The organism is Nocardia sichangensis (assembly GCF_047200615.1).
GTDB lineage: Bacteria > Actinomycetota > Actinomycetes > Mycobacteriales > Mycobacteriaceae > Nocardia > Nocardia sichangensis.
The window spans coordinates 148,339-168,558 of the sequence record NZ_JBJZOK010000006.1 but is presented as its reverse complement, the minus strand read 5'-3'; the positions used below and the strand labels follow the sequence as shown (position 1 = coordinate 168,558).

Sequence of the window (20,220 nt, the reverse complement as noted above, 5' to 3'; positions counted from 1 at the left end):
TTCCGATGTTATTCCGTACCGTCCGGCTCCGGAGCGCCGGAAGGTGTTGAGTACGCGGTCCATTCGTGGCTACGATGGCTCGTCGAAAAGCACTGGCTGAAAGGCGATGGGCGTGGATTCGTACAACACCGGGCAGTTCCGTATCGAGGCGGAGGCCGAACCCATCGAAAGCCTGGAGTGGCTGCTGGCGTTCACCGAGCAATACATCGCGGGGTGGAACAGCGGTGACGGCGCGGCGGTCGCGAAATGCGTCACCGAGGACACGATCTGGCACGACCCTTCGCTGGACGCGCCCGCGCGCGGCCGGGCGGGTGTGGAGAAGTTCGTCGCCGACACGGTGCGCTCGTTCCCGGATGTCGCCTACGCCAACCCGTTTCCGCCGGTACTCGCCGCGGACGGCCGGCTGGCCTTGGTGCCGTGGCGGATGACCGGCACCCATCTCGGCCCCATCGACCCGCCCGGTTTCGGCCCGACCGGCAAGAAGCTCGATCTGCTTGTCATCGACGCGTGGCAGTTCCGTTCCGGGCTGATCTGGCGCAGCCAGGCCACCTGGGATCTCACGGAGATGCTGCTGCAATTGGGTCTGATGCCGCCGCGCGGAAGCGCCGCCGAGCGCGCGATGGCGCGCGCCCAGCGATTCCGGTCCAAGCTGCCCTTCTGATCCGGGCGGGGGCTCACTCGCCGAACAGCGTGGCGAACCGCTCCACCGCGAGCAGGACCGAAGCGCCGACGGATTCCAGCTCGGCGCCCATGCCTACGAGCAGATTCACGATCGCGGGCACCAGCACTTCGAGCAGACCGTCGTCGCCCAGATGACCGGCCATCTCCAGTTGGACGAAGCCGAACAGTCCCATCCACAGCTGCGCCGCGGCGGACCGCACGTCCGGGGTGTTGATCAGCCCGGCGTCCTGCGCGCGCTGCACCGCCCCAACCACGTGGTCGAAGGTTTCCGCGTAGTGCTCGAACTCCGAATCGTGCCCGGCCACCAGCACATTGCCGCGATTGATCTTCAGGTCGATGCGTGTCCCGGTGCCGAACATCAGCTGGAAGAGTTCCGGCCGCCGCTGGGCCTCGTCGCGGAACACCAGGCCGAGCACGAGCAGGTCGGTGATCGGCTCGTCGCTCACCCCGGCCGCGGTCATACGCTCGGCCAGTTGCGCGAAGCCCGCGGAACCCGCCGCCCGGATCAGGCCGGGCATCCCGCCGAAGTTGGAGTACACCGCCATCGTGGAGACCCCGCACATACGGGAAACGCGGCGGACGGTGAGCGCGTGCAAACCCTCGGTCGACACCACCTCGACGGTCGCGTCGATCAGGCGATCGCGCAGCGCGGTGTTCATCGTGTCCGTCCCGGCGGCCGGGCGCACGGCTAGTTCGGTTGTTCCGGCAGTCTGCTTGCTCATCGCTTCCGTTTCCCCCGGCGCCATCACGCCGTGACGCATAGATGCACTGGTGCGCTGTCTTCCGGAAGGCGGTATCGCCGCTCGACCGCGGGCGCCCCGATCCTGATCACCGCGCGGGCCACCGGGCTCGGCGCCGGGGGAACGAAGTCGATTTCGATCGATGCACCATCGATTCGCTCGGGCCGGAAAGCTGATCGTGGTTCATCGCGCACAGATATCTCCGTTCTTGCCGCACGAACGGGCGGGCAGAGCATGAGGTAGAGCCGCGTTCGCGGGCTACGAAGAGCAGGCGCACCCGCCGGGAGGTGCGTGTCGGAGGTGAGTGTCGTCACTGAAACTCTATGTGATACAGCGTAACATCCACAGCGATTCCGCCGAATGTTTTGTGTCCTTATGGAATTGGCTATTCGGCACGCTGTTGTGACAGTCGCCGACGGCGCGGCGGAAGTTCTGGGGCCGGTGACAAACGATGTCCGCCCCGCGCTCGGCACGCGATGTCGATAATTGGACAAATAAGACATCGGTTCGGTGCATGCCTCGGCTATCGGTTGCCGCCGATTCTTGTTCCGCGTGGTCACGAACACGCGACAACGTTATCGTTCGCAAAGGACAGTTTCGTGGGTGGGGAGGTCGGCCGATGGCGGCATCGATTCCGGGAATCATCGCGTGGCCGGTCGTCGGCTTCGTCGCGGCCGTCTTCGCGGGCCGGTGGTTGCTGGTACGCGACACGATCGTCGACCGGCTGCTGAACAAGCTGTTCGGGTGGGGGTTGCTGAGTCTGCTGCTGTATCGCTGCGGCATGACGCCCGGCATCGCGAGTCTCGCCCATCAGCTCGCGCTGGGTTGCACGGTGATGTCATCGATGTGCTTGCAAGGGATCGTCCGTATCTGGGCGTTGGGCGCGGAACCGGCCGCGATCCGGCGCAGGCACCGCGTCTGCTGCACGCTGGCGGCCGCGTCCACCGCCGCGATCCTGCTGGCGGGCACGTCGGCGCGACAGGACGGCAGGCTGGTCGAGCTGACCCTCGACACCGAGGGCGTGGTGGTGTGGACCGCGTTCGGCCTCCCGCTGCTGCTGAACGTCTGGCTGCTGGCGCGCATGTGCGCGCATGAACTGCGGGCCGGTGGCATCGGATTGGCGGGAAAGCTGGTGTGTGGCACGCTGATCTGGGCGGCGACCCTCTTCGGGGCGAATCTGGTGCTGTCGACGGTGTGGGTCGTCACCGGATGGCAAGGCTTGGGCGCGCAGATGGTCAGGGTCGAAACGACGGTCACCCTGTGCCTGTTGGTCGACGCGACGTTGGTCGCGATTCCGCTGGTCCAGACATTGCTGGCGATGGCGGAACTGGATCGGGCCGGACGCGCCGGTCGCAGGCTGCGCCCGCTGTGGCGGGATCTCACCACCGCGGTGCCCGAGATCGTGCTGCGGCCCGCGGCCGGTGAGCAGGCCGACCCGGAGACCCGGCTGATGCGCATGACCGTGGAGATCCAGGACGCGCTGCTGCAACTCGGCCGCTACGCCCCGACGTCGGCGATGGCAGGCTCGGGATGTCCGCTGACCGACTATGCGCACCAAGTGGCGTGCGCGGCGCTCGCGCGCGAGGCGGGAGCGGCCCCGATCGGATCGTCCCCGGCCCGGTTGCCGGTCCCGGCGCCGGATTTCGACGCCGGGCTGCGGCAACTGCTCGATCTCGCCCGGGTGTGGCCCGTGGCCCGCGCGGCGGCGGGCGAGCGAGTCCCCTCGGCCGTCGGCGTCGGCTAGAGCACCGCTTGGGTCTGGGTGACCTTCGCGACCAGCTTGTCCGCGTCGTCCCGGATCATCGTCTCGACCACGACGAACGAGCGTCCGGCGTGCAGCGGCGTGGCCGACGCGACGGCGTACCCGGAACGGACCGCGCGCAGGAAGTTCGTCTTCGACTCCACCGTGGTGGTGCCCTGCTTGCCCTCCGGCAGGTTGAGGAACGCGCAGACCGCGCCGGTGGCGTCGGCCAGCGACATCAGCACCCCGCCGTGCAGCACGCCGCCCAGCGTGCACAGCGATTCGTCCCAGGCCAGGCGGCTGCGCACCAGCTCGGGCCCGTGCGCGAGCACCTCGACGCCGAGGCGTTCGGTGAACGGCATGGTCTGGTGGAACAACTTCGTGCCCGTCTCATCGATCATGTCCGCGATCCTGCCTGCCGCGGGTCACGGAGTCGATTACCTCGCGGGTAATCGACCTTCTTCCGCCGCCGTTGCCGAACGGTGACCCGCACATCGGTTGCGTATCGGTCCGCGTGCGGCGAAACGCGGCGGCGGCGCGCGGGTATCAGCTGATGAACCCGATGAACAGGAGAAACGCGATGACCAACCTCCAACCGTTCTATCGGCAGGTGCAGGCCCACTACGACCTCTCCGACGAGTTCTACGCACTCTTCCTCGACCCGACGATGACCTACAGCTGCGCCTGGTTCGAGCGACCGGACATGACGTTGGAGCAAGCGCAGCGCGCGAAGATCGACTTGGCCCTGGGCAAGCTCGACCTGCGGCCGGGGATGACCCTGCTGGACGTCGGCTGCGGGTGGGGGTCGACGATGCTGCGCGCCGCCACGGCCTACGGCGCCACGGTCGTGGGTCTGACGCTCAGTCGCAACCAGTACGACTACGTCAGGGACAAGATCGAGCGCGAGCGCATCCCCGGTGTGCAGGTCCGGCTGCAGGGTTGGGAGGAATACGAGGGCGAAGTCGACCGGATCGTCAGCATCGGCGCGTTCGAGCACTTCCGGCGGTCGCGCTACGAGACGTTCTTCCAGCGGTGTCACCGGATGCTGCCGCCGGACGGCAGGATGCTGCTGCACACGATCGTGGGGTGGACGTTGAAAGACTTGCGGCGCATGGGCATCCCGGTGACCCGGGACGACGCGCTGTTCCAGATCTTCATCAAACGAGAGATCTTCCCCGGCGGGCAGCTGCCGCATCCTGCCGAGGTCACGCGCCTGGCCGGGCGCGCCGGGTTGGGCACGGAGAAGATGCAGGAATTGCGGCCGCACTACGCGCGCACCCTCGACTGCTGGGCCGAGGCGCTGCGGGCGCATCGGGAGGAGGCGGTCGCCCTGGCATCCGAGGAGGTCTACCAGCGGTACATGAAGTATCTGACCGGGTGCGCGGCGCAATTCCGCGCCGGTCGCATCGATATCGTGCAGTTCACGCTGGTCAAGTGACGCTCATTCAGCGCCGCCCCGGCGGGGGCCGGTTCAGCTCATCCGCGCCACCACGGCGTCGGGGAGATGGGGGAGCGCGAGGTCGATCAGCCGCCACGGCCACCCGGGGACGCAGGCCCGGCGTCGCTCCTGCTCGATGGCGGCCACCATCGCCGCCACGCCCTTGTCCAGGGGCGCGACCATCCGCGCGTCGCCCGCCTTGGCCGCCATATCGGTGGCGATGAAACCCGGCAGCAGGGTGGTCACCCGGATCGGCGAGCGTGCCAATTCGGTGGACAGTGCCTCGCCGAGCGCGGCGAGCCCCGCCTTGCTCGCCGAATAGGCCGCCTTCTTGCCGGGCAGCCCGCGCACCGCGCTCATCGACGCGACGAGTACCAGGTGCCCCGCCCGCTGCGCGCGGAAGATCTCCAGCGCCGCTTCCGCCTGCGCGAGCGCGCTGACGAAGTTCGTGGTGGCCGTCGCGAGATTCGCGTCGGCCCGTCCGGTGCCGATCGGTGCTCCCTTGCCGATCCCGGCGTTGACGATCACCCGGTCCAAGCCGCCGAGTTCGTCGCGCAGTTCGCCGAAGACGGCCGGCACCGCCGCGTGGTCGTCCACGTCGAGCGCGCGCACCGCGACGGTGATTCCGGGATGACTCGCCACCAGCTCGTCGCGCAACTGTGTGAGCGCGTCCAGCCTGCGGGCGCACAGCGCGAGGTCGCGGCCGTCGGCGGCGAAATCGCGCGCCATGGCGGCCCCGAGGCCCGCGCTCGCGCCGGTGATCAGAATCCTTTTTCGCGACATGCGGCTGACCTTATAAGGCACAGTCGGGCGTCGTCCGTCGAGTGCGCCTCCGTCGTTTCAGTCGCCGGAGGAGCCGGTCGGCGGCGCTGTCGACAGCAACCGCCACGGCCCGCAGTTCTCGGTCTTGAACCCGACGTCGGTCGGCTTGATCCGCACCCGGACCGGGCCGAGCCGGGTGTAGTTGTTCGCGATGATGTACCGCATGTTCGTGTTGTCGCCCTCGACCTTCCACAACCTGCGCCAATCACACGCGTAGGCGGGGTCGCTCGTGCCGGGCGCCTCCCAGAGACCGGGGACGATATCGACGCCGACCGAATAGACGCCATCCTGCGAGATGGTGTTCGCGGGTTCGGCCGTCGCCGTCGCCGCCGCGAGCAGGGTCACCGCGGAACTCATGGCTCCCGTGAGGAGGAGCGCGCTAGCACGCATACCGGTTCTCCTTGACTTGTACTCCCGCCGCGTCCACGGGTCGTCGTGCTCCCGCCGTCGCGGCCGACTCGAGAGATCCCCCGCATCTCCGCGGCAAGCATTACCAGAACCGACCAGGTGGTGTGCCGGAATCCGCGTTTCCGGACCGGACCACACGGACATCGCTATCGCCGAGAAAATGCCGGGCAATCCCGACGTATCGGGAAGTCGCCACGGATTTCGGCGTGCCGATCGAGACAGTGCCGACCCACGTGCATTACGCTCTGCTATCTCTGCGCAAACCGCCGGGGCGGATCTGACCGCCGGGCGTCGCGCATGCTGTAACACTTCGATCACGCACCTTGCTTTGCTGATACATGCGTTGCCAGAGTGACCATTGGGTTTGGTGTTACAAGTGGGAAGGGAGGGGTGCTCCGTCCCGGGGCACCGACCGCACTATGAAGCCAAGCATCGTCAAAGCCGGTATCTGCACCGCGGTCACGGCCGCGGTAACGGTGACGTTGTCCGGATTGTTTCCGGCCAGCGCGCAGGCGGCGCCGTCGCCGCTGGACATGTCGAAGAAGCTCGCAGGCAAGACCGTATTCCTGGACCCCGGCCACCAGGGGTCCAACCACTCCCAGGACTTGGCCAGACAGGTCAGCGATGGTCGCGGCGGCACCAAGGACTGCCAGACCACCGGCATGACCACGATGAACGGCGTTCCCGAGCACACCATCACCTGGAACGTCGCGCAGGTCGTCAAGACATCGCTGGAGACGCTCGGCGCGCACGTCGTGCTGAGCCGCCAGGACGATATGAACTGGGGCGGCTGCGTCGACGAACGGGCCCGCGCGGCGAGCCAGTCCGGCGCCGACGTCGCCGTGAGCATCCATGCCGACAGCGCGCCCGCGCAGGATCGCGGATTCCACCTGATCATCCCGGAGCTGCCCATCCCGAATCTGATCGTCGATCAGGTCCAGGCGGGAGCGGGACTCGCCGCGTCCAAGTCGGTGCGCGACGCGTATCGCGATGCGGGATTCCCGCCCGCAAACTACGGCGGGGTGGTGGACGGTCTGCAGACCCGCACGGACATCGCCGGGCCCGCGTTGACCACCGTTCCGCTCGTCTTCCTCGAGATGGGCAATGGCGCCAATCCCGAGGACGCGGCGTCGCTGGAGACACCGGACGGGCAGCTCAAGCACGCGATCGCGCTGACCACCGGCGTGGTCGGTTACCTGCTCGGCACACCGCAGCCGAGTGCCGCGCCGGATCAGCAGGGCGGCCAGAGCACGCCGCAGGGTGCGTCGTTCGACCATCCCGCGGCCGCCCCGGAAACGCCGCAGGCTCCGACGCCGGGAACGCCGCAGGCCCAGACGAACCCGTTCGCCCCCCAAGCCCAGACGAACCCGTTCGCTCCCCAGGCTCAGACGAACCCGGCGGTACCGCAGGCCCAGGTGATTCCCGCGGTGCCGCAGAGTTACACGACTCCCGGTGTGCCGCAGAGCCCTGCGGCACCGGCGGTGCCGCAGGCGCAGTCGGTTCCCAGCACCACGACGCCGAAACCGGCTCCAGGAACGGCGACACCGCAGTCACCCGGTGCGTCGGCGGCGCCGAAATCGCCGGGTGCTTCCGGAACCCAGTCGCCGGGCACGCCGAACGCACAGCAGTCCCCCGGGGCCGCCGGGGGCAACGCTTCGATCATGGAGTTGCTGATGCCGTTGGCGAAGATGCTCGGGCTGGACAACAACGCCATCAGCACGGAGTTGATCAATCTCGGTTACAGCCTGGCGGGCATGCTGCTGGGCCCCGCGAAATAGTCCGCGCACCGAACCCACCGGACGCCACCCTCACCACGGCGAGGGTGGCGTCCGGCTTTTCCCGCGGGTCTCGCGGCGCACTAGGGTGAGCGGAATGGCTGACCGGATTCCTGTTGTGCTCGTCGCGGGGTTTCTCGGTTCGGGGAAGACCACGCTGCTCAATCATTTGCTGCGAAACAACCGGGGGACCCGGATCGGCGTGGTGGTCAATGACTTCGGGGCGATCAACGTCGATTCGATGCTGGTCGCCGGGCAGGTCGACGCGATGGTCTCGCTCGGCAACGGCTGCGTGTGCTGCGCCGTCGACGTCACCGAACTGGACGAGCTGTTCACCCGGCTCACGCAGCCGCGCGCCGGAATCGACGTGATCGTGGTGGAGGCCAGCGGCTTGGCCGAGCCGCGCAATCTCATCCGGATGGTGGTCGGCAGCGACAATCCGCGCCTGCGCTACGGCGGCCTGGTCGAGGTGGTCGACGCCGAACAGTTCCCGGACAGCAGTGCCCGGCATCCGGAGCTGCGCACTCATGTGCGGCTGGCCGACCTGGTGGTGGTGAACAAGGCCGATCGGGTGGCGCCCGAGCAGCTCGCACGGCTGCGTGCGGACATCGCGGCGCTGGTCGGCTCGGTGCCGGTGTACGCGACCACCCACGGCCGGATCGATCCCGGACTGCTGTTCGACCGACCGCGACGCGAACGCCAGCTGGTGGCCGAGCAACTGAGCTTCGACGAACTGCTGGTCGAGCACGAGCACCACGACCACGCCGGGCACCGCCATCTGCACGACGACTACACCAGCGTCTCCTTCGCCAGCGACCGGGAGCTGGACCCGCGCAAACTGATCGGCTTCCTGGAGGACCCGCCACCGGGATTGTTCCGGGCCAAGGGCTTCGCCGCCTTCGGGGTGGCGGGCGAACGCAGGAAATTCGTCCTGCACATGGTCGGCCGCCACATCGTCTTCGAGCCGGGTGGCTGGTCGCGCGGCGAATCGCGGGGGGCGCAGCTGGTGCTCATCGGTGCCGGTCTGCACACCGACAAGGCCATGGCGCGGCTTCGTGACACGGTGCACGACGACGCCGAACCGCTCGATTCGCAGAGCATGCTCGGGGTATGGCGTTATACGCCGCACTGAGCGCGCAGATTGGCGCGTTCGGTCGCGACATGTCGTGTTCGGTGCTGGTGACAGAGCGGTCTTTTCATGAGACTGGATGCGTGTCCGCCGGTCGGTGGGCACCGGGAGCGTATTGCCGCGCGCGGCGCCGCTCGGCAGCCGATCCGTTACCGACCGAATCGTCCTGCGACCGATGGGAGTTTCCCGTGTCAGATTCCATGGAGAGCGCCACCGCGTACGTCATCGAGGTGCTGGAGGCCAAGGGCACCGCCACCCGCGACGACTTCGACGTTCCCGCGATCGTCGCCGAGACCCACGCACTCACCAACAGCTGGGATTTCCGGGCGATCGAGGACGCGACCTTCTGGTCGATCGCCGCGCGTTTCCTCAGGCCGTGAAGCTCCGCTCGGTGCGCGGCGCGTGGGTGGCCAGCGACCAGCGCCGAGCCGCGCGCCGCAGCGATCCCGGGTCGGAGTAGCCGAGGATCTCGGCTTGGCGCGAGGGGCTCAGCGGCCCCGTGGCGGTCGCGGCGACCAGCCGCGCGCCGCGCGCCCGGTCCAGCTCGGCGCGCCACGTGGTACCCGCCTCGCGCAACCGCCGCTGGAGCGTGCGCGGGCTGGTGGCCAGCCTCCGCGCCACCCGCTCCAGGGACGCGTCGCCGTCCTCCAGGCAGTCCGCCAGGGCGGCCGCGACGCGTTCGGGCCATGCGGTGGCCAGCGGCGGCGGTGGCGGAAGCGCGGCGGCCAAGGGTTGCAGGATGCCGGCCAGGACCGGATCGCTGGTGGTCAGCGGCAGATCCATGTCCGAGGCGCGGAAGGTCATAGCGTCCACCGGCGCGTCGAACTCGATCGCGGGGGTGCCGAACACCTCGATGAAGGTGTCGATCTTGGTGGGCGCGTGCTGGCGCAGCGCGACCCGCACCGGGGCCAGCGGTTCACGCACCACGCGCCGCGCCCGGCTGAGCACCGCGCTCAGCCCCCAGAGTTGGGTGAGATCGCGGCCGCGGCCTTCCCCGTCGATTATGTCCAGATACAAGGTGACTTCGTCGTCGTTCTCCGCGACCAGGTCGAACCGGTGGTTGGTAGTCACCGCGGTGACGTACGGACCGCAGGTCGCCAGTCCGGCCCCCAGTGTCGGCGCCGAGGAGAACAGATAGTCGTAGAGCCCCAGGCAGGTCAGTTCGTAGCGGCTCGCCACGTTCAGGGCGACGTCCGGATCGCCGAGTTCGAGTTCACCGATCTCCCACAGCCGGGAGAACATCTGGCTGGGCAGGTGCAGGTCGTCGCCCGCCATGGTCCACTCCGGCAATCCGGTTTCCCGGAGCAGCCGGTCGCGGTCCACCCCGGCCGCGATGAGTTGCGAGATGACGAACCGGTGGAGCAGAACCTGATCGGTTCCCATCGCGTGCTCCCTTCTGCCACGCGACCGATCGGCGCACCGTCGGTCTCCGAGTGAAGCGATACCGCGCGCACACGCTATACCGGACGTGTTGATTCGTCATGAGATTCACGTCACGGTCAGATCACCCGCAGGCGTTCACCCATTCCGACAGTCCGTCGGCGAACAGCTGGCGCTTCCAGATCGGGACTTCGTGTTTGATCCGGTCCACCAGTTCCGCGCACGCCGCGAACGCCGCGCCGCGATGCGCCGCCGCCACCGCGACGACGATCGCGCGGTCACCGATGTCGAGCGAGCCGACGCGGTGCACGGCCGCGACCGGCAGGCCGTGCGTGGCGGCGAGTTCGGCGCAGACGGTGTGCAGGAACCGCTCCGCCTGCGGGTGCGCGGAGTATTCCAGGGCCGAAACGGCTTGTCCGCCATCGTGGTCGCGGACTTTCCCGGTGAACACCACGACAGCGCCGTAATGCGATCCGGACACCGCCTCCTCGACCTCCGCTGGGTCCAGCGGCTGGTCGCTGATCCGGGCGAGCCGGACCGTAGCCTCAGCCGTTGTCATGACTTCCACCTCCGGCGACTTGTGCGAGCAGATGATCCAGCAGCGGTTCCAGCACCGCGATGCCGTCTTTCACGCCGCCCGGCGACCCGGGCAGATTCACGATCACCGAGCGTCCCGCGAGTCCCGCCACGCCGCGGCTCAGCGCCGCCAGCGGGAACTTCGCGGTGCCGCGCTGCCGGATCGCCTCCGCCACACCGGGTAGTTCGCGATCGAGCAAGGCGAGGGTGGCCTCCGGGGTGGCGTCGGTGGGGGAGGCTCCGGTCCCACCGGTGCTGATGACGAGTGCGGGTTCGAAGCGCAGCGCGTCGGCGAGTCCGAATTCGATCTCGGCGTCGGCGTAGACCAGCGGGCCCCGCACCGAGAAGCCGAGGCCGGACAGCCAGTCCACGAGCACCGGACCGGTGGTGTCGACGCGGGTGCCCGCCGCGACCCCGGTCGACGCGACCAGCACCACGGCCGAGCGTTCCTCCTCGTCGAATTCGGGCTCGGCGTAGTCGGCGGTGACCGGCTCGTCCTCGCTCTCGTCCGAGGCCGCGTCGTCGGGGCGCTCCCAATGACCGTGTTTGCCGCCTTCTTTGGTCAGCAGGCGCACGCCGGTGAGTACTGCCGCGGGGTCGACCGCCTTCACCATGTCGTGCAGGGTGAGACCCGCGACCGCGACCGCGGTGAGCGCCTCCATCTCGACACCCGTCGGACCCTTGGTCTTCGCGGTGGCCTCGATGGTGATGGCGGTGTCGGTGAAACCGAACTCCACCCGCACCGACGACAGCGCCAGCTGATGGCACAGCGGGATCAACTCGGAGGTCTTCTTCGCCCCCGCGATGCCCGCGATGCGGGCGGTGGACAGCACGTCCGCCTTCGGCATGTCGTCGGCCCGTACCAGCGCGACCACCTCGGCCGTGGTGCGCAACTCGCCTGCCGCGACGGCGATCCGGGTGGTCTCGCTCTTCGCGCTCACATCGACCATGCGGGCGCGACCTTCGTGGTCGACATGGGACAACTCGCTCATAAGGTCCACACTCGCACAACCGCGCCCGCGGGCAGAGCGGTGACCTCGGCGGGTACATCGATCAGCACGTCGGCTTTCGCCATGGCCGCCACGAGATGCGAGCCCGGACCGGACACCACCTCGACCGCACGCGGCCGTCCGGACGCGGACGACTCACTCGAGTGCCCACGGATCAGCCTCCCCCGCAGGAACTGACGCTTGCCCTCCGGCGAGCGCGGCACGGCGTTGAACAGGGGGAGCTCGTAGGTGTCCACCTCGGGCAGACCGGCGAGGCGCCGCAGGATCGGGCGGGCGAACACCTCGAACGACACCATCGTGCTGACGGGGTTGCCGGGGAAACTGAGCACCGGCACACCGTCGACGACGGTCAGCCCTTGCGGGCCGCCCGGTTGCATCGCGACCGAGCCGAACCGTCCGCCCATCGGTTCGAGCACGTCCTTGACCACCTCGAAGTCGCCCTTGGACACACCACCGGAGGTGAACACCACATCGGCGCGCTCCATCGCGTCCGACAGCAGCCCGCGGAAACGCGCCGGATCGTCGGTACTGTGCGCCACCGAGACGACCTCGACGCCGTTCGCGGTGAGCGCCGCGGCGAGGGCGACGCCGTTGGAGTTGTAGATCTGGCCGGGGCGCAGCGGCTTTCCGGCCGCGACCAGCTCGTCGCCGGTGGTGATCACCGCGCCGCGCACCGCGCGGAAGACCGCCACCGCGGACAACCCGACCGCGGCCAGGGCGGCGACATGCCGGGGCGCGAGCGTGATGCCCGCCCGTGCGAGCAGGTCACCGGTCCGGACGTCCGTGCCCGGTTCCCGCACGAATTCCCCCGCGCTGCGGCCGCGCTCGATGGTCACCGTGCCGTCGCCGACGCGGGTGTCCTCCACCGGAACCACGCAGTCCGCGCCGGGCGGGATCGGCGCACCGGTCATCACCTTCATCGCCGCACCGGGCGGCAGCGGCGCGCGGCCGGCGGCTCCCGCCGCGACGACGCCTGCCAAAGGCAGGGTGACCGGCGCGACCAGCACCGATTCGGCACGCACCGCGTACCCGTCCATCGCGGAGTTGCGGAACACCGGCAGATCGATCGGCGAACGGACGTCTTCGGCCAGCTGCCTGCCCAGCGCCCGCGGCACCGCGACGGACTCGACCGCGCGCGCGGCCAGTGGCCGCAGCAGCTGTTCGATGCTGTCGCGATAGTCGTCGACGGGCCTGGCCGAGACGCCGGCGGGCCGAGGGTTCATGCGAGTCAGCCTAATGGGTGCGGTCGGACGTAGTCCGTCCTCAGCCTGCGCATGGCCGGAGCGAAGGCGGAGGTACGCCTAACGCCCGGTCCGGGCGGTTCTCCGCCTCTGCCGCCATGCGCAGGTCGCCGGACGCCGTGGCAAGGCCTCACCGCCTGTCCGCGGCCGAAGTGAGCCGAAATCGAGCATTCCGCCCGCGAACGAATTGGGGCAGGCGGTCATAATGGACGTGTGACTCTGGTCGAGATCGGGATTCCGGCCGTGCGTTCCGGGCGTCCCTCGCTCGCCGGCCGTCCCGACACCCCCTATTTGCTGGATCGTTTCGGACGCGTCGCCCGCGACCTACGTGTGTCCATCACCGAGAAGTGTTCGCTGCGCTGTACCTATTGCATGCCGGAGGAGGGGCTGCCGGAGATTCCCCGGCACGAACTGCTCACGGTGGACGAGATCGTCCGGCTGGTGCGCCTCGCGGTGCTGGAGCTGGGGGTGCGCGAGGTCCGCTTCACCGGGGGCGAGCCGCTGATGCGCCGCGACCTGGAACAGATCATCTCGGGCTGTCATGCCGAGGTGCCGCACATCCCGCTGGCCATGACGACCAACGGCATCGGGCTAGAGCACCGCGCGATCGGCCTCGCCGCCGCCGGTCTGCACCGGGTGAACGTCTCGCTGGACACCGTGGATCGGGCCGGTTTCGCGCGGTTGACGCGCCGCGACCGCCTCGAATCGGTGTTCGCGGGCATCCGCGCCGCCCGCGCCGCCGGGCTGGCCCCGGTGAAGGTCAACGCCGTCTTGATGCGGGAGACCCTCTCCGGCGCGCCCGATCTGCTGCGCTGGTGCCTGGACGAGGGCTGTGAGCTGCGTTTCATCGAGGAGATGCCGCTGGACGCCGACCACGAGTGGGCCCGCGCCAACATGGTCACCGCCGCCGAACTGCTCGACGTGCTCGGCGCCCGGTTCTCCCTCGACGAGGTGGGCCGCTCCGATCCGTCGGCGCCCGCGGAGAAGTGGCTGGTCGACGGCGGGCCCGGCACCGTGGGCATCATCGCCACGGTGACCAGGAAGTTTTGCGACACCTGCGACCGCACCCGGCTCACCGCGGACGGCATGCTGCGCTCCTGCCTGTTCAGCGACCAGGAATTCGACCTGCGCCAGGCACTGCGCTCCGGCGCCGACGACGAGGAACTCGCGACGCTCTGGCGCGGTGCGATGTGGAACAAGTGGGCCGGTCACGGCATCGACGCCGAGGGCTTCGTCCCGCCGGAGCGGACGATGGGAGCCATCGGTGGTTGAGATCCGCTACTTCGCCGCGATCGCCGACGCCGTCGGCAAGGACGGCGAGACGCTCGACCTCCCGGCCGGAGCGACGGTGGCCGACCTGCGCGCGACCCTGGCGGCGGCCTACGGCCCGGACCTGGACAAGATGTTGTCGGTGTGCGCCTACCTGGTCGGTGACGAACTCACCCGAGATCCCGCGGTCGCGCTGAGCCCGCGCGTCGACGTCCTGCCACCCTTCGCGGGCGGCTAGGCGGCGCGTTCACATCCAGCGCCGCCACGACCAGCTGTGCCAGGTGTCGATGAGGTGCGCGGTTTTCGTGAGCGACGACGCTGCACGGCGGCGCTCCTCGCCGGACGCCGAGGTCCCCCCGAAGGGCTAGCGCCACCAGGTGTCCAGCGGCGTCACCGGGACGGTGCGCTTGTGACGGGTGTTGTGGAAGATGCTCTCCAGCCGTTCGGCGACCTTGGGGGTCACCTCCTTGCCCTCCAGGTAGTCGTCGATCTCGCTGTAGCGCAGACCGAGCGCTTCCTCGTCGGGCAGGGCGGGCCGGTCGTCCTCCAGATCGGCGGTGGGCACCTTGGACCAGATGCTCGGGGGCGCGCCGAGTTCCTGGAGCAGGGCGGCGCCCTGGCGCTTGGTCAGACCGGTGAGCGGGGTCAGGTCGACGCCGCCGTCGCCGTACTTGGTGAAGAATCCGGTGACCGCCTCGGCCGCGTGGTCGGTGCCGACCACGAGCAGATTCTCCTGCCCGGCCAGCGCGTACTGGATCACCATGCGTTCGCGCGCTTTGATATTGCCGCGCACGAAGTCACGCAGCTGGTGGACCTGCAAGGCGGACGCCGCCTCGGCGGCCGCGGCGTTCGCGCTGGGCCGGACGTTGACCACGACCTGCCGGTCGGGCCGGATGAACGTCAGGGCGGTGCGCGCGTCGGCCTCGTCGGCCTGGACGCCGTAGGGCAACCGCACGGCGAGGAAGGTCGCGTCCACGCTGTCCGCGCGCAGTTCTTCGGCCGCGAGCTGGCACAACCGGCCCGCGAGAGCGCTGTCCTGTCCGCCGCTGATGCCGAGGACGAAACCTCGTGCGGGAGTCGCGTTCAGATAGTCCTTGAGGAAATCGACCCGGCGGCGGATCTCTTCCTTCGGTTCGATCGTGGGCCGGACGCCCAATTCACTGATGATCTGTGCACGCAGGTTCCCCATGGCGCCCGAGTCTACTGGCGGCTCAGCGGGCGACGACGCGCCGAACGACGAACTCCCAGTTGTCGCCGATCTGCTCGCGGGTGAAGCCGAGCACTTGCATCTGGTGCATGACCAGCGCCGCGCCGAGCATCGCCAGCAGCCAGTCGGCGACCAGCGCGACCTCCCCGGGCACGTCGGCCTGCCGCAACAGCATCACGACGTGCGCGCGCTGTAGTCCGTACGGTCCACCGGAATAGCGTTCGCTCGCCTCGCCGAGCTCGGCGGCGCGGTGTAGCTCGCCTGCCACCTCGATGTCCAGGAGCCTGGCCCGCCCGAAGGCGACCAGTCGTTCCACCGGGGGCGCGCCCGGTCCGAGCGGCGGCGGCCCGAAGATGAACGACTCCTGGTACTTCCGCTCCGAGTGGTCCAGCAGCGCGAGCAGCAGGCCGGATCTGCTTCCGAACCGCCGGAACACCGTGCCCTTGCCGACCCCGGCGCGTTTGGCCAGCGCGTCCATGGTGAGGCTGTCGACGCCTTGCTCTCGCACCAGTTGCTGCGCCGCGTCCAGGAGCAGTTGACGGTTGCGCGCCGCGTCGGCGCGCTCGGCGGGCTCCGAGGTGCCCGGCAATGGCGTGCCGACGTCGAGCAGCCGAGGTGCGCCATCGGTCGACGCGTCCGGTGTGGGGTAGTTCACAGCGCTCACGCAGGCTCCGCGGGAAGTAATCGGACCATGGTCCGGTTAGTGTGTGGTGAACGTACGGACACCACCTCATCAGTACACCAGGAGTCGTCATGAGCCAGACCCGCATTCTCGCACTCGTCGGCAGCCTGCGCGCCGCGTCGGTCAACCGGCGGCTCGCCGAGGCCGCGGCACACAGCGCGCCGGAGGGTGTCGAGGTCACTCTCTACGAAGGGCTCGCCGACATCCCGTTCTACAACGAGGACATCGATGTCCCCGGCTCCGTCCCCGCGGCCGCTCAGGCGCTGCGCGACGCGGTCGCCGAGGCGGACGGCCTGCTGGTGGTGACCCCGGAATACAACGGCACGCTGTCGGCGGTGCTGAAGAACGCGATCGACTGGGCTTCCCGTCCCTACGGCGCGGGAGCGATCAAGAGCAAGCCCACCGCCGTGGTGAGCGCATCGATCAGCCCGAACGCCGCCCAGTGGGCGCACGGCGACGCGGTCAAGGCGCTGGGCGTGGCGGGCGCGCGGGTGGTCGAGTCCGCGCACCTGCACTTCGGGGTCATCGGCGAGCGGTTCGGCGCCACGCATCCGCGTGACGATGCCGAGGCGCTGACCCAGCTGGCCGGTACGGTGCGCGACTTGGTGGAGGCCACGCGCGGCGAATTGGCGTCGGTGTAAGCTCCTTCTCCGGTCTGAACGAGGGCCATCGCTGCGGGGCGCAGCGGTGGCCCTCTTCGTTTGCCGGAAAGTTTGCTGAAAGTAAGCTGACGCGCCGTGGAGTGATCTGCGCCACTGTTTTGTGTCGGGGTGAATCGAGCGTACTGGTACTTCTCTGGATGGAATTTCATCAATGTGACTCGCTACATGTCGTGTTGTAGGAATCTGTCGGCCACTAGGTGTAGTGTCTTCGGTACTGGAAGACGGCGAGAGACCTCACTCGGCACGAGTCGGCCACAGGTGGCTGATCAGGGGATTCGAGCTCGGATCCAGGAGTTTGCGCAGCATACGTCGGATCGTGAATTGCAACGGATCACAGGCTGTGGATCAGGCACAAGGAGAGAGGGACATCAATGACCGTCACCGTGTACACCAAGCCCGCTTGCGTCCAGTGCAACGCCACCTACAAGGCCCTCGACAAGGCCGGGGTGGACTACGAGGTCATCGACATCTCGGAGAACGACGAGGCGCGTGACTACGTCATGGCACTCGGGTACCTGCAGGCGCCGGTCGTGGTGGCGGGGGACGATCACTGGTCGGGCTTCCGTCCCGACCGCATCAAGTCGCTCGCGACCGTGGCGGCCTGACGCTTCCACCGCTTCCGGTTCATCCGAGGGCGAGCGCTACGGCGCTCCCGAGAAGAGGAAGGCGACCATGTCGGAGACGACGGCGCTGGTCTACTTCTCCAGCGCTTCGGAGAACACGCATCGCTTCGTCGAGAAGCTGGGTCTCCCGGCGACTCGCATACCACTGCACACCGCCGACTCACTGCGCGTAGACCATCCGTACGTGCTGATCGTCCCCACCTACGGGGGCGGTCGGCACGTACTGGGGGGCGATCGTTCCGACAAGGACTTCGTGCCGAGGCAGGTCGCCAAGTTCCTCAACGACCCGCACAACCGCGCGTTGCTGCGCGGGGTGATCGCGGCGGGCAACACGAACTTCGGCGACACCTTCTGCTACGCGGGCGAGCTCATCGCACGCAAGTGCGGGGTGCCGTACCTGTATCGCTTCGAACTCATGGGAACCGCTGAGGACGTCGAGCGCGTCCGAGAGGGATTGGGATTGTTTTGGCAACAGCAACGACAGCACCGGCCGGAAAGACAGCTCGCTTAGAGCAGCCCCCGGTCCGCGGCGGCGAGGCGGGCGAGGTCCTCGACTACCACGCCCTCAACGCGATGCTGAACCTGTACGGCCCGGACGGGGAGATCCAGTTCGACAAGGACCGTGAGGCCGCCCACCAGTACTTCTTGCAGCACGTCAATCAGAACACCGTCTTCTTCCACAACCTGGACGAGAAGCTGGACTACCTGATCGAGGAGAACTACTACGAGGCCGAGGTTCTCGAGCAGTACAGCCGCGCGTTCATCAAGAAGCTGTTCAAGCAGGCCTACGCCAAGAAGTTCCGGTTCCCCACCTTCCTCGGCGCGTTCAAGTACTACACCTCGTACACGCTGAAGACCTTCGACGGCAAGCGCTACCTGGAGCGGTTCGAGGACCGGGTGTGCATGGTCGCGCTCACGCTCGCCGCCGGTGACGAGGCGCTGGCGGGCCAACTGGTCGACGAGATCATCGAAGGCCGTTTCCAGCCGGCCACCCCGACCTTCCTGAACTCGGGCAAGAAGCAGCGTGGCGAGCCGGTGTCGTGCTTCCTGCTGCGCATCGAGGACAACATGGAGTCGATCGGGCGCTCGATCAACTCCGCGTTGCAGCTGTCCAAGCGCGGCGGCGGAGTGGCGCTGCTACTGAGCAACATTCGCGAGCACGGTGCGCCGATCAAGAAGATCGAGAACCAGAGCTCGGGCGTCATCCCGATCATGAAGCTGCTCGAGGACTCGTTCTCCTACGCCAACCAGCTCGGCGCGCGGCAGGGCGCGGGCGCGGTCTACCTGCACGCGCACCACCCGGACATCTACCGGTTCCTGGACACCAAGCGGGAGAACGCGGACGAGAAGATCCGCATCAAGACGCTCTCGCTGGGCGTGGTCATCCCGGACATCACCTTCGAGCTGGCCAAGAAGAACGAGGACATGTACCTGTTCTCGCCGTACGACGTGGAACGCATCTACGGCAAGCCGTTCGCCGACATCGACGTCACCGAGAAGTACTACGAGATGGTCGACGACAAGCGCATCCGCAAGTCGAAGATCAAGGCGCGCGAGTTCTTCCAGACCATCGCCGAGTTGCAGTTCGAGTCGGGTTATCCGTACATCATGTTCGAGGACACGGTGAACCGGGCAAACCCGATCGCGGGCAAGATCACCCACTCCAACCTGTGCTCGGAGATCCTGCAGGTCTCCACGCCGTCGGAGTTCAACGACGATCTGTCCTATGCCAAGGTGGGCAAGGACATCTCCTGCAACCTCGGGTCGCTGAACATCGCCAAGACGATGGACTCACCCGATTTCGCGCAGACCATCGAGGTGGCCATCCGGGCGCTGACGGCGGTGTCGGACCAGACCCACATCTACTCGGTGCCCTCCATCGAGCAGGGCAACAACCTCTCCCACGCCATCGGCCTCGGGCAGATGAATCTGCACGGCTACCTGGCGCGCGAACGGGTCCACTACGGGTCCGAAGAGGGCATCGACTTCACCGACATCTACTTCTACACCGTGGTCTATCACGCGATCCGGGCGTCGAATCGGATCGCGATCGAGCGCGGTACGTACTTCGGCGGCTTCCCCGAATCGAAGTACGCCAGCGGTGAGTACTTCGACAAGTACACCGATCAGGTGTGGGAGCCGAAGACCGAGCGCGTCCGGCGACTGTTCGCCGACGCGGGCGTGCACATCCCGACCCAGGACGACTGGCGCGAGCTGAAGGCCTCGGTCATGGAGCACGGCATCTACAACCAGAACCTGCAGGCGGTGCCGCCGACCGGATCGATCTCCTACATCAACCACTCCACCAGCTCCATCCACCCGGTGGCGTCGAAGATCGAGATCCGCAAGGAAGGCAAGATCGGGCGCGTCTACTATCCGGCGCCCTACATGACCAACGACAACCTCGAGTACTACGAGGATGCCTACGAGATCGGCTACGAGAAGATCATCGACACCTACGCCGCGGCCACCCAGCACGTGGACCAGGGCCTGTCGCTGACGTTGTTCTTCAAGGACTCCGCCACCACCCGCGATCTCAACCGCGCCCAGATCTACGCCTGGCGCAAGGGCATCAAGACCCTCTACTACATCCGGCTGCGCCAGATGGCCTTGGAGGGAACAGAAGTCGAAGGTTGCGTCTCCTGCATGCTGTAGTTCGGGTTGCGAACAGGGCCTCCGGAAGGGGGCCCTTTTCGCATTCCGCGGCCGCTGAGATCGCGCACTCGCCTACGCTCGAAGCGCAACCCCATCCTGCGCTCTTCCTCGCATCGCGTGCGGTAGGCCGTCAGCGCCTGGAATAAGCTGGGGCAGAAGCGATCCGGTAGTGATGGGAACG

The 20,220-nt window shown here is 68.0% G+C and carries 22 protein-coding genes; 12 read left to right on the top strand and 10 right to left on the bottom strand.

Annotation, left to right across the window (positions count from 1 at the left end):
* Positions 1-112 precede the first annotated feature (112 nt).
* Entirely contained in the window at positions 113-661 is a 549-nt protein-coding gene (locus ACL03I_RS10890) for an ester cyclase (RefSeq protein WP_355077724.1), read from the top strand.
* A gap of 13 nt (positions 662-674) precedes the next feature.
* Here ACL03I_RS10890 and ACL03I_RS10885 read toward each other — a convergent pair whose 3' ends face one another.
* Positions 675-1,403 carry a TetR/AcrR family transcriptional regulator gene (locus ACL03I_RS10885; RefSeq protein WP_355077722.1) on the bottom strand — a complete coding sequence of 243 codons (729 nt, stop codon included), beginning with the start codon at positions 1,401-1,403 and terminating at the stop codon, positions 675-677.
* A gap of 637 nt (positions 1,404-2,040) precedes the next feature.
* Here ACL03I_RS10885 and ACL03I_RS10880 point away from each other — a divergent pair.
* The gene (locus tag ACL03I_RS10880) at positions 2,041-3,165 is read left to right on the top strand and encodes an MAB_1171c family putative transporter (RefSeq protein ID WP_412805809.1); all 1,125 of its coding nucleotides are present in this window, start codon (positions 2,041-2,043) and stop codon (positions 3,163-3,165) included.
* Here the strand turns inward: ACL03I_RS10880 and ACL03I_RS10875 are convergent.
* Positions 3,162-3,563, bottom strand: a complete 402-nt coding sequence (locus tag ACL03I_RS10875; protein WP_412805808.1) for a PaaI family thioesterase — start codon at positions 3,561-3,563, stop codon at positions 3,162-3,164. The two genes, ACL03I_RS10880 and ACL03I_RS10875, sit on opposite strands and share 4 nt — an antisense overlap.
* Positions 3,564-3,742: 179 nt before the next feature.
* Between ACL03I_RS10875 and ACL03I_RS10870 the strand changes: the two genes are divergently transcribed.
* A complete protein-coding gene (locus tag ACL03I_RS10870; RefSeq protein WP_355077717.1) occupies positions 3,743-4,600 on the top strand; it encodes a cyclopropane mycolic acid synthase family methyltransferase in 858 nt (285 codons plus the stop codon).
* 33 nt (positions 4,601-4,633) lie between these two features.
* Here the strand turns inward: ACL03I_RS10870 and ACL03I_RS10865 are convergent, their stop codons facing one another.
* Complete coding sequence (locus tag ACL03I_RS10865; RefSeq protein ID WP_412805807.1) at positions 4,634-5,383, bottom strand: SDR family oxidoreductase; 750 nt, start codon at positions 5,381-5,383, stop codon at positions 4,634-4,636.
* Positions 5,384-5,440: 57 nt separating this feature from the next.
* Entirely contained in the window at positions 5,441-5,812 is a 372-nt protein-coding gene (locus ACL03I_RS10860) for a hypothetical protein (RefSeq protein WP_412805806.1), read from the bottom strand.
* Between the two features lie 437 nt (positions 5,813-6,249).
* Here ACL03I_RS10860 and ACL03I_RS10855 point away from each other — a divergent pair, with 437 nt between their 5' ends.
* From ACL03I_RS10855 to ACL03I_RS10845, 3 genes are all read left to right on the top strand, one after another.
* Positions 6,250-7,608 carry an N-acetylmuramoyl-L-alanine amidase gene (locus ACL03I_RS10855; RefSeq protein WP_412805805.1) on the top strand — a complete coding sequence of 453 codons (1,359 nt, stop codon included), beginning with the start codon at positions 6,250-6,252 and terminating at the stop codon, positions 7,606-7,608.
* A 94-nt stretch (positions 7,609-7,702) separates the two neighbouring features.
* Positions 7,703-8,737, top strand: coding sequence for a CobW family GTP-binding protein (locus tag ACL03I_RS10850; protein WP_355077712.1), 1,035 nt, complete (start codon positions 7,703-7,705; stop codon positions 8,735-8,737).
* Between the two features lie 185 nt (positions 8,738-8,922).
* Positions 8,923-9,114: a hypothetical protein gene (locus ACL03I_RS10845; RefSeq protein WP_355077710.1), complete on the top strand. Its 192-nt coding sequence runs from the start codon at positions 8,923-8,925 to the stop codon at positions 9,112-9,114.
* On the opposite strand, the gene ACL03I_RS10840 is transcribed toward ACL03I_RS10845, so the two are convergent.
* The 4 genes from ACL03I_RS10840 to ACL03I_RS10825 form a co-directional block, all read right to left on the bottom strand.
* Positions 9,104-10,117: an AraC family transcriptional regulator gene (locus ACL03I_RS10840; RefSeq protein WP_412805804.1), complete on the bottom strand. Its 1,014-nt coding sequence runs from the start codon at positions 10,115-10,117 to the stop codon at positions 9,104-9,106. The genes ACL03I_RS10845 and ACL03I_RS10840 overlap by 11 nt on opposite strands.
* 121 nt (positions 10,118-10,238) lie before the next feature.
* Complete coding sequence (locus tag ACL03I_RS10835) at positions 10,239-10,673, bottom strand: molybdenum cofactor biosynthesis protein MoaE (RefSeq protein WP_355077707.1); 435 nt, start codon at positions 10,671-10,673, stop codon at positions 10,239-10,241.
* A complete protein-coding gene (gene moaCB, locus ACL03I_RS10830) occupies positions 10,660-11,682 on the bottom strand; it encodes a bifunctional molybdenum cofactor biosynthesis protein MoaC/MoaB (RefSeq protein ID WP_356961076.1) in 1,023 nt (340 codons plus the stop codon). The genes ACL03I_RS10835 and moaCB overlap by 14 nt, the downstream gene beginning before the upstream one ends.
* Positions 11,679-12,923 (bottom strand): molybdopterin molybdotransferase MoeA, encoded by a 1,245-nt coding sequence (locus tag ACL03I_RS10825; RefSeq protein ID WP_355077703.1) that lies wholly within the window; start codon positions 12,921-12,923, stop codon positions 11,679-11,681. Before ACL03I_RS10825 ends, moaCB begins: the two co-directional genes overlap by 4 nt.
* Positions 12,924-13,154: 231 nt before the next feature.
* Here ACL03I_RS10825 and moaA point away from each other — a divergent pair, with 231 nt between their 5' ends.
* Positions 13,155-14,213 carry a GTP 3',8-cyclase MoaA gene (moaA, locus tag ACL03I_RS10820; RefSeq protein ID WP_356961080.1) on the top strand — a complete coding sequence of 353 codons (1,059 nt, stop codon included), beginning with the start codon at positions 13,155-13,157 and terminating at the stop codon, positions 14,211-14,213.
* Positions 14,206-14,448, top strand: coding sequence for a MoaD/ThiS family protein (locus ACL03I_RS10815; RefSeq protein WP_356961082.1), 243 nt, complete (start codon positions 14,206-14,208; stop codon positions 14,446-14,448). Before moaA ends, ACL03I_RS10815 begins: the two co-directional genes overlap by 8 nt.
* 126 nt (positions 14,449-14,574) lie before the next feature.
* Here ACL03I_RS10815 and nadE read toward each other — a convergent pair whose 3' ends face one another.
* Positions 14,575-15,399, bottom strand: a complete 825-nt coding sequence (gene nadE / locus ACL03I_RS10810; RefSeq protein ID WP_412805803.1) for an ammonia-dependent NAD(+) synthetase — start codon at positions 15,397-15,399, stop codon at positions 14,575-14,577.
* Positions 15,400-15,421: 22 nt separating this feature from the next.
* Positions 15,422-16,027: a TetR/AcrR family transcriptional regulator gene (locus ACL03I_RS10805; RefSeq protein WP_412805880.1), complete on the bottom strand. Its 606-nt coding sequence runs from the start codon at positions 16,025-16,027 to the stop codon at positions 15,422-15,424.
* A 143-nt stretch (positions 16,028-16,170) separates the two neighbouring features.
* On the opposite strand from ACL03I_RS10805, the gene ACL03I_RS10800 reads away from it, so the two are divergent.
* The 4 genes from ACL03I_RS10800 to nrdE all read left to right on the top strand — a co-directional run bounded on the left by ACL03I_RS10800 (position 16,171) and on the right by nrdE (position 20,039).
* Complete coding sequence (locus ACL03I_RS10800) at positions 16,171-16,740, top strand: NAD(P)H-dependent oxidoreductase (RefSeq protein ID WP_355078741.1); 570 nt, start codon at positions 16,171-16,173, stop codon at positions 16,738-16,740.
* A 392-nt stretch (positions 16,741-17,132) separates the two neighbouring features.
* Complete coding sequence (locus tag ACL03I_RS10795) at positions 17,133-17,366, top strand: redoxin NrdH (RefSeq protein ID WP_039799742.1); 234 nt, start codon at positions 17,133-17,135, stop codon at positions 17,364-17,366.
* Positions 17,367-17,433: 67 nt separating this feature from the next.
* Positions 17,434-17,895 (top strand): class Ib ribonucleoside-diphosphate reductase assembly flavoprotein NrdI, encoded by a 462-nt coding sequence (nrdI, locus tag ACL03I_RS10790; protein WP_355078742.1) that lies wholly within the window; start codon positions 17,434-17,436, stop codon positions 17,893-17,895.
* Between the two features lie 62 nt (positions 17,896-17,957).
* Complete coding sequence (nrdE, locus tag ACL03I_RS10785) at positions 17,958-20,039, top strand: class 1b ribonucleoside-diphosphate reductase subunit alpha (protein WP_355078830.1); 2,082 nt, start codon at positions 17,958-17,960, stop codon at positions 20,037-20,039.
* The last annotated feature ends 181 nt before the right edge of the window (positions 20,040-20,220 follow it).

Coding starts and splice junctions, on each gene's coding strand:
- ACL03I_RS10795 (WP_039799742.1), top strand. CDS start 17,133: ATGACCGTCACCGTGTACACCAAGCCCGCTTGCGTCCAGTGCAACGCC.
- ACL03I_RS10855 (WP_412805805.1), top strand. CDS start 6,250: ATGAAGCCAAGCATCGTCAAAGCCGGTATCTGCACCGCGGTCACGGCC.
- ACL03I_RS10880 (WP_412805809.1), top strand. CDS start 2,041: ATGGCGGCATCGATTCCGGGAATCATCGCGTGGCCGGTCGTCGGCTTC.
- ACL03I_RS10850 (WP_355077712.1), top strand. CDS start 7,703: ATGGCTGACCGGATTCCTGTTGTGCTCGTCGCGGGGTTTCTCGGTTCG.
- nadE (WP_412805803.1), bottom strand. CDS start 15,399: ATGGGGAACCTGCGTGCACAGATCATCAGTGAATTGGGCGTCCGGCCC.
- ACL03I_RS10885 (WP_355077722.1), bottom strand. CDS start 1,403: ATGAGCAAGCAGACTGCCGGAACAACCGAACTAGCCGTGCGCCCGGCC.
- ACL03I_RS10865 (WP_412805807.1), bottom strand. CDS start 5,383: ATGTCGCGAAAAAGGATTCTGATCACCGGCGCGAGCGCGGGCCTCGGG.
- moaCB (WP_356961076.1), bottom strand. CDS start 11,682: ATGAGCGAGTTGTCCCATGTCGACCACGAAGGTCGCGCCCGCATGGTC.
- ACL03I_RS10825 (WP_355077703.1), bottom strand. CDS start 12,923: ATGAACCCTCGGCCCGCCGGCGTCTCGGCCAGGCCCGTCGACGACTAT.
- ACL03I_RS10835 (WP_355077707.1), bottom strand. CDS start 10,673: ATGACAACGGCTGAGGCTACGGTCCGGCTCGCCCGGATCAGCGACCAG.
- ACL03I_RS10870 (WP_355077717.1), top strand. CDS start 3,743: ATGACCAACCTCCAACCGTTCTATCGGCAGGTGCAGGCCCACTACGAC.
- ACL03I_RS10840 (WP_412805804.1), bottom strand. CDS start 10,117: ATGGGAACCGATCAGGTTCTGCTCCACCGGTTCGTCATCTCGCAACTC.
- nrdI (WP_355078742.1), top strand. CDS start 17,434: ATGTCGGAGACGACGGCGCTGGTCTACTTCTCCAGCGCTTCGGAGAAC.
- ACL03I_RS10875 (WP_412805808.1), bottom strand. CDS start 3,563: ATGATCGATGAGACGGGCACGAAGTTGTTCCACCAGACCATGCCGTTC.
- ACL03I_RS10800 (WP_355078741.1), top strand. CDS start 16,171: ATGAGCCAGACCCGCATTCTCGCACTCGTCGGCAGCCTGCGCGCCGCG.
- ACL03I_RS10860 (WP_412805806.1), bottom strand. CDS start 5,812: ATGCGTGCTAGCGCGCTCCTCCTCACGGGAGCCATGAGTTCCGCGGTG.
- nrdE (WP_355078830.1), top strand. CDS start 17,958: ATGCTGAACCTGTACGGCCCGGACGGGGAGATCCAGTTCGACAAGGAC.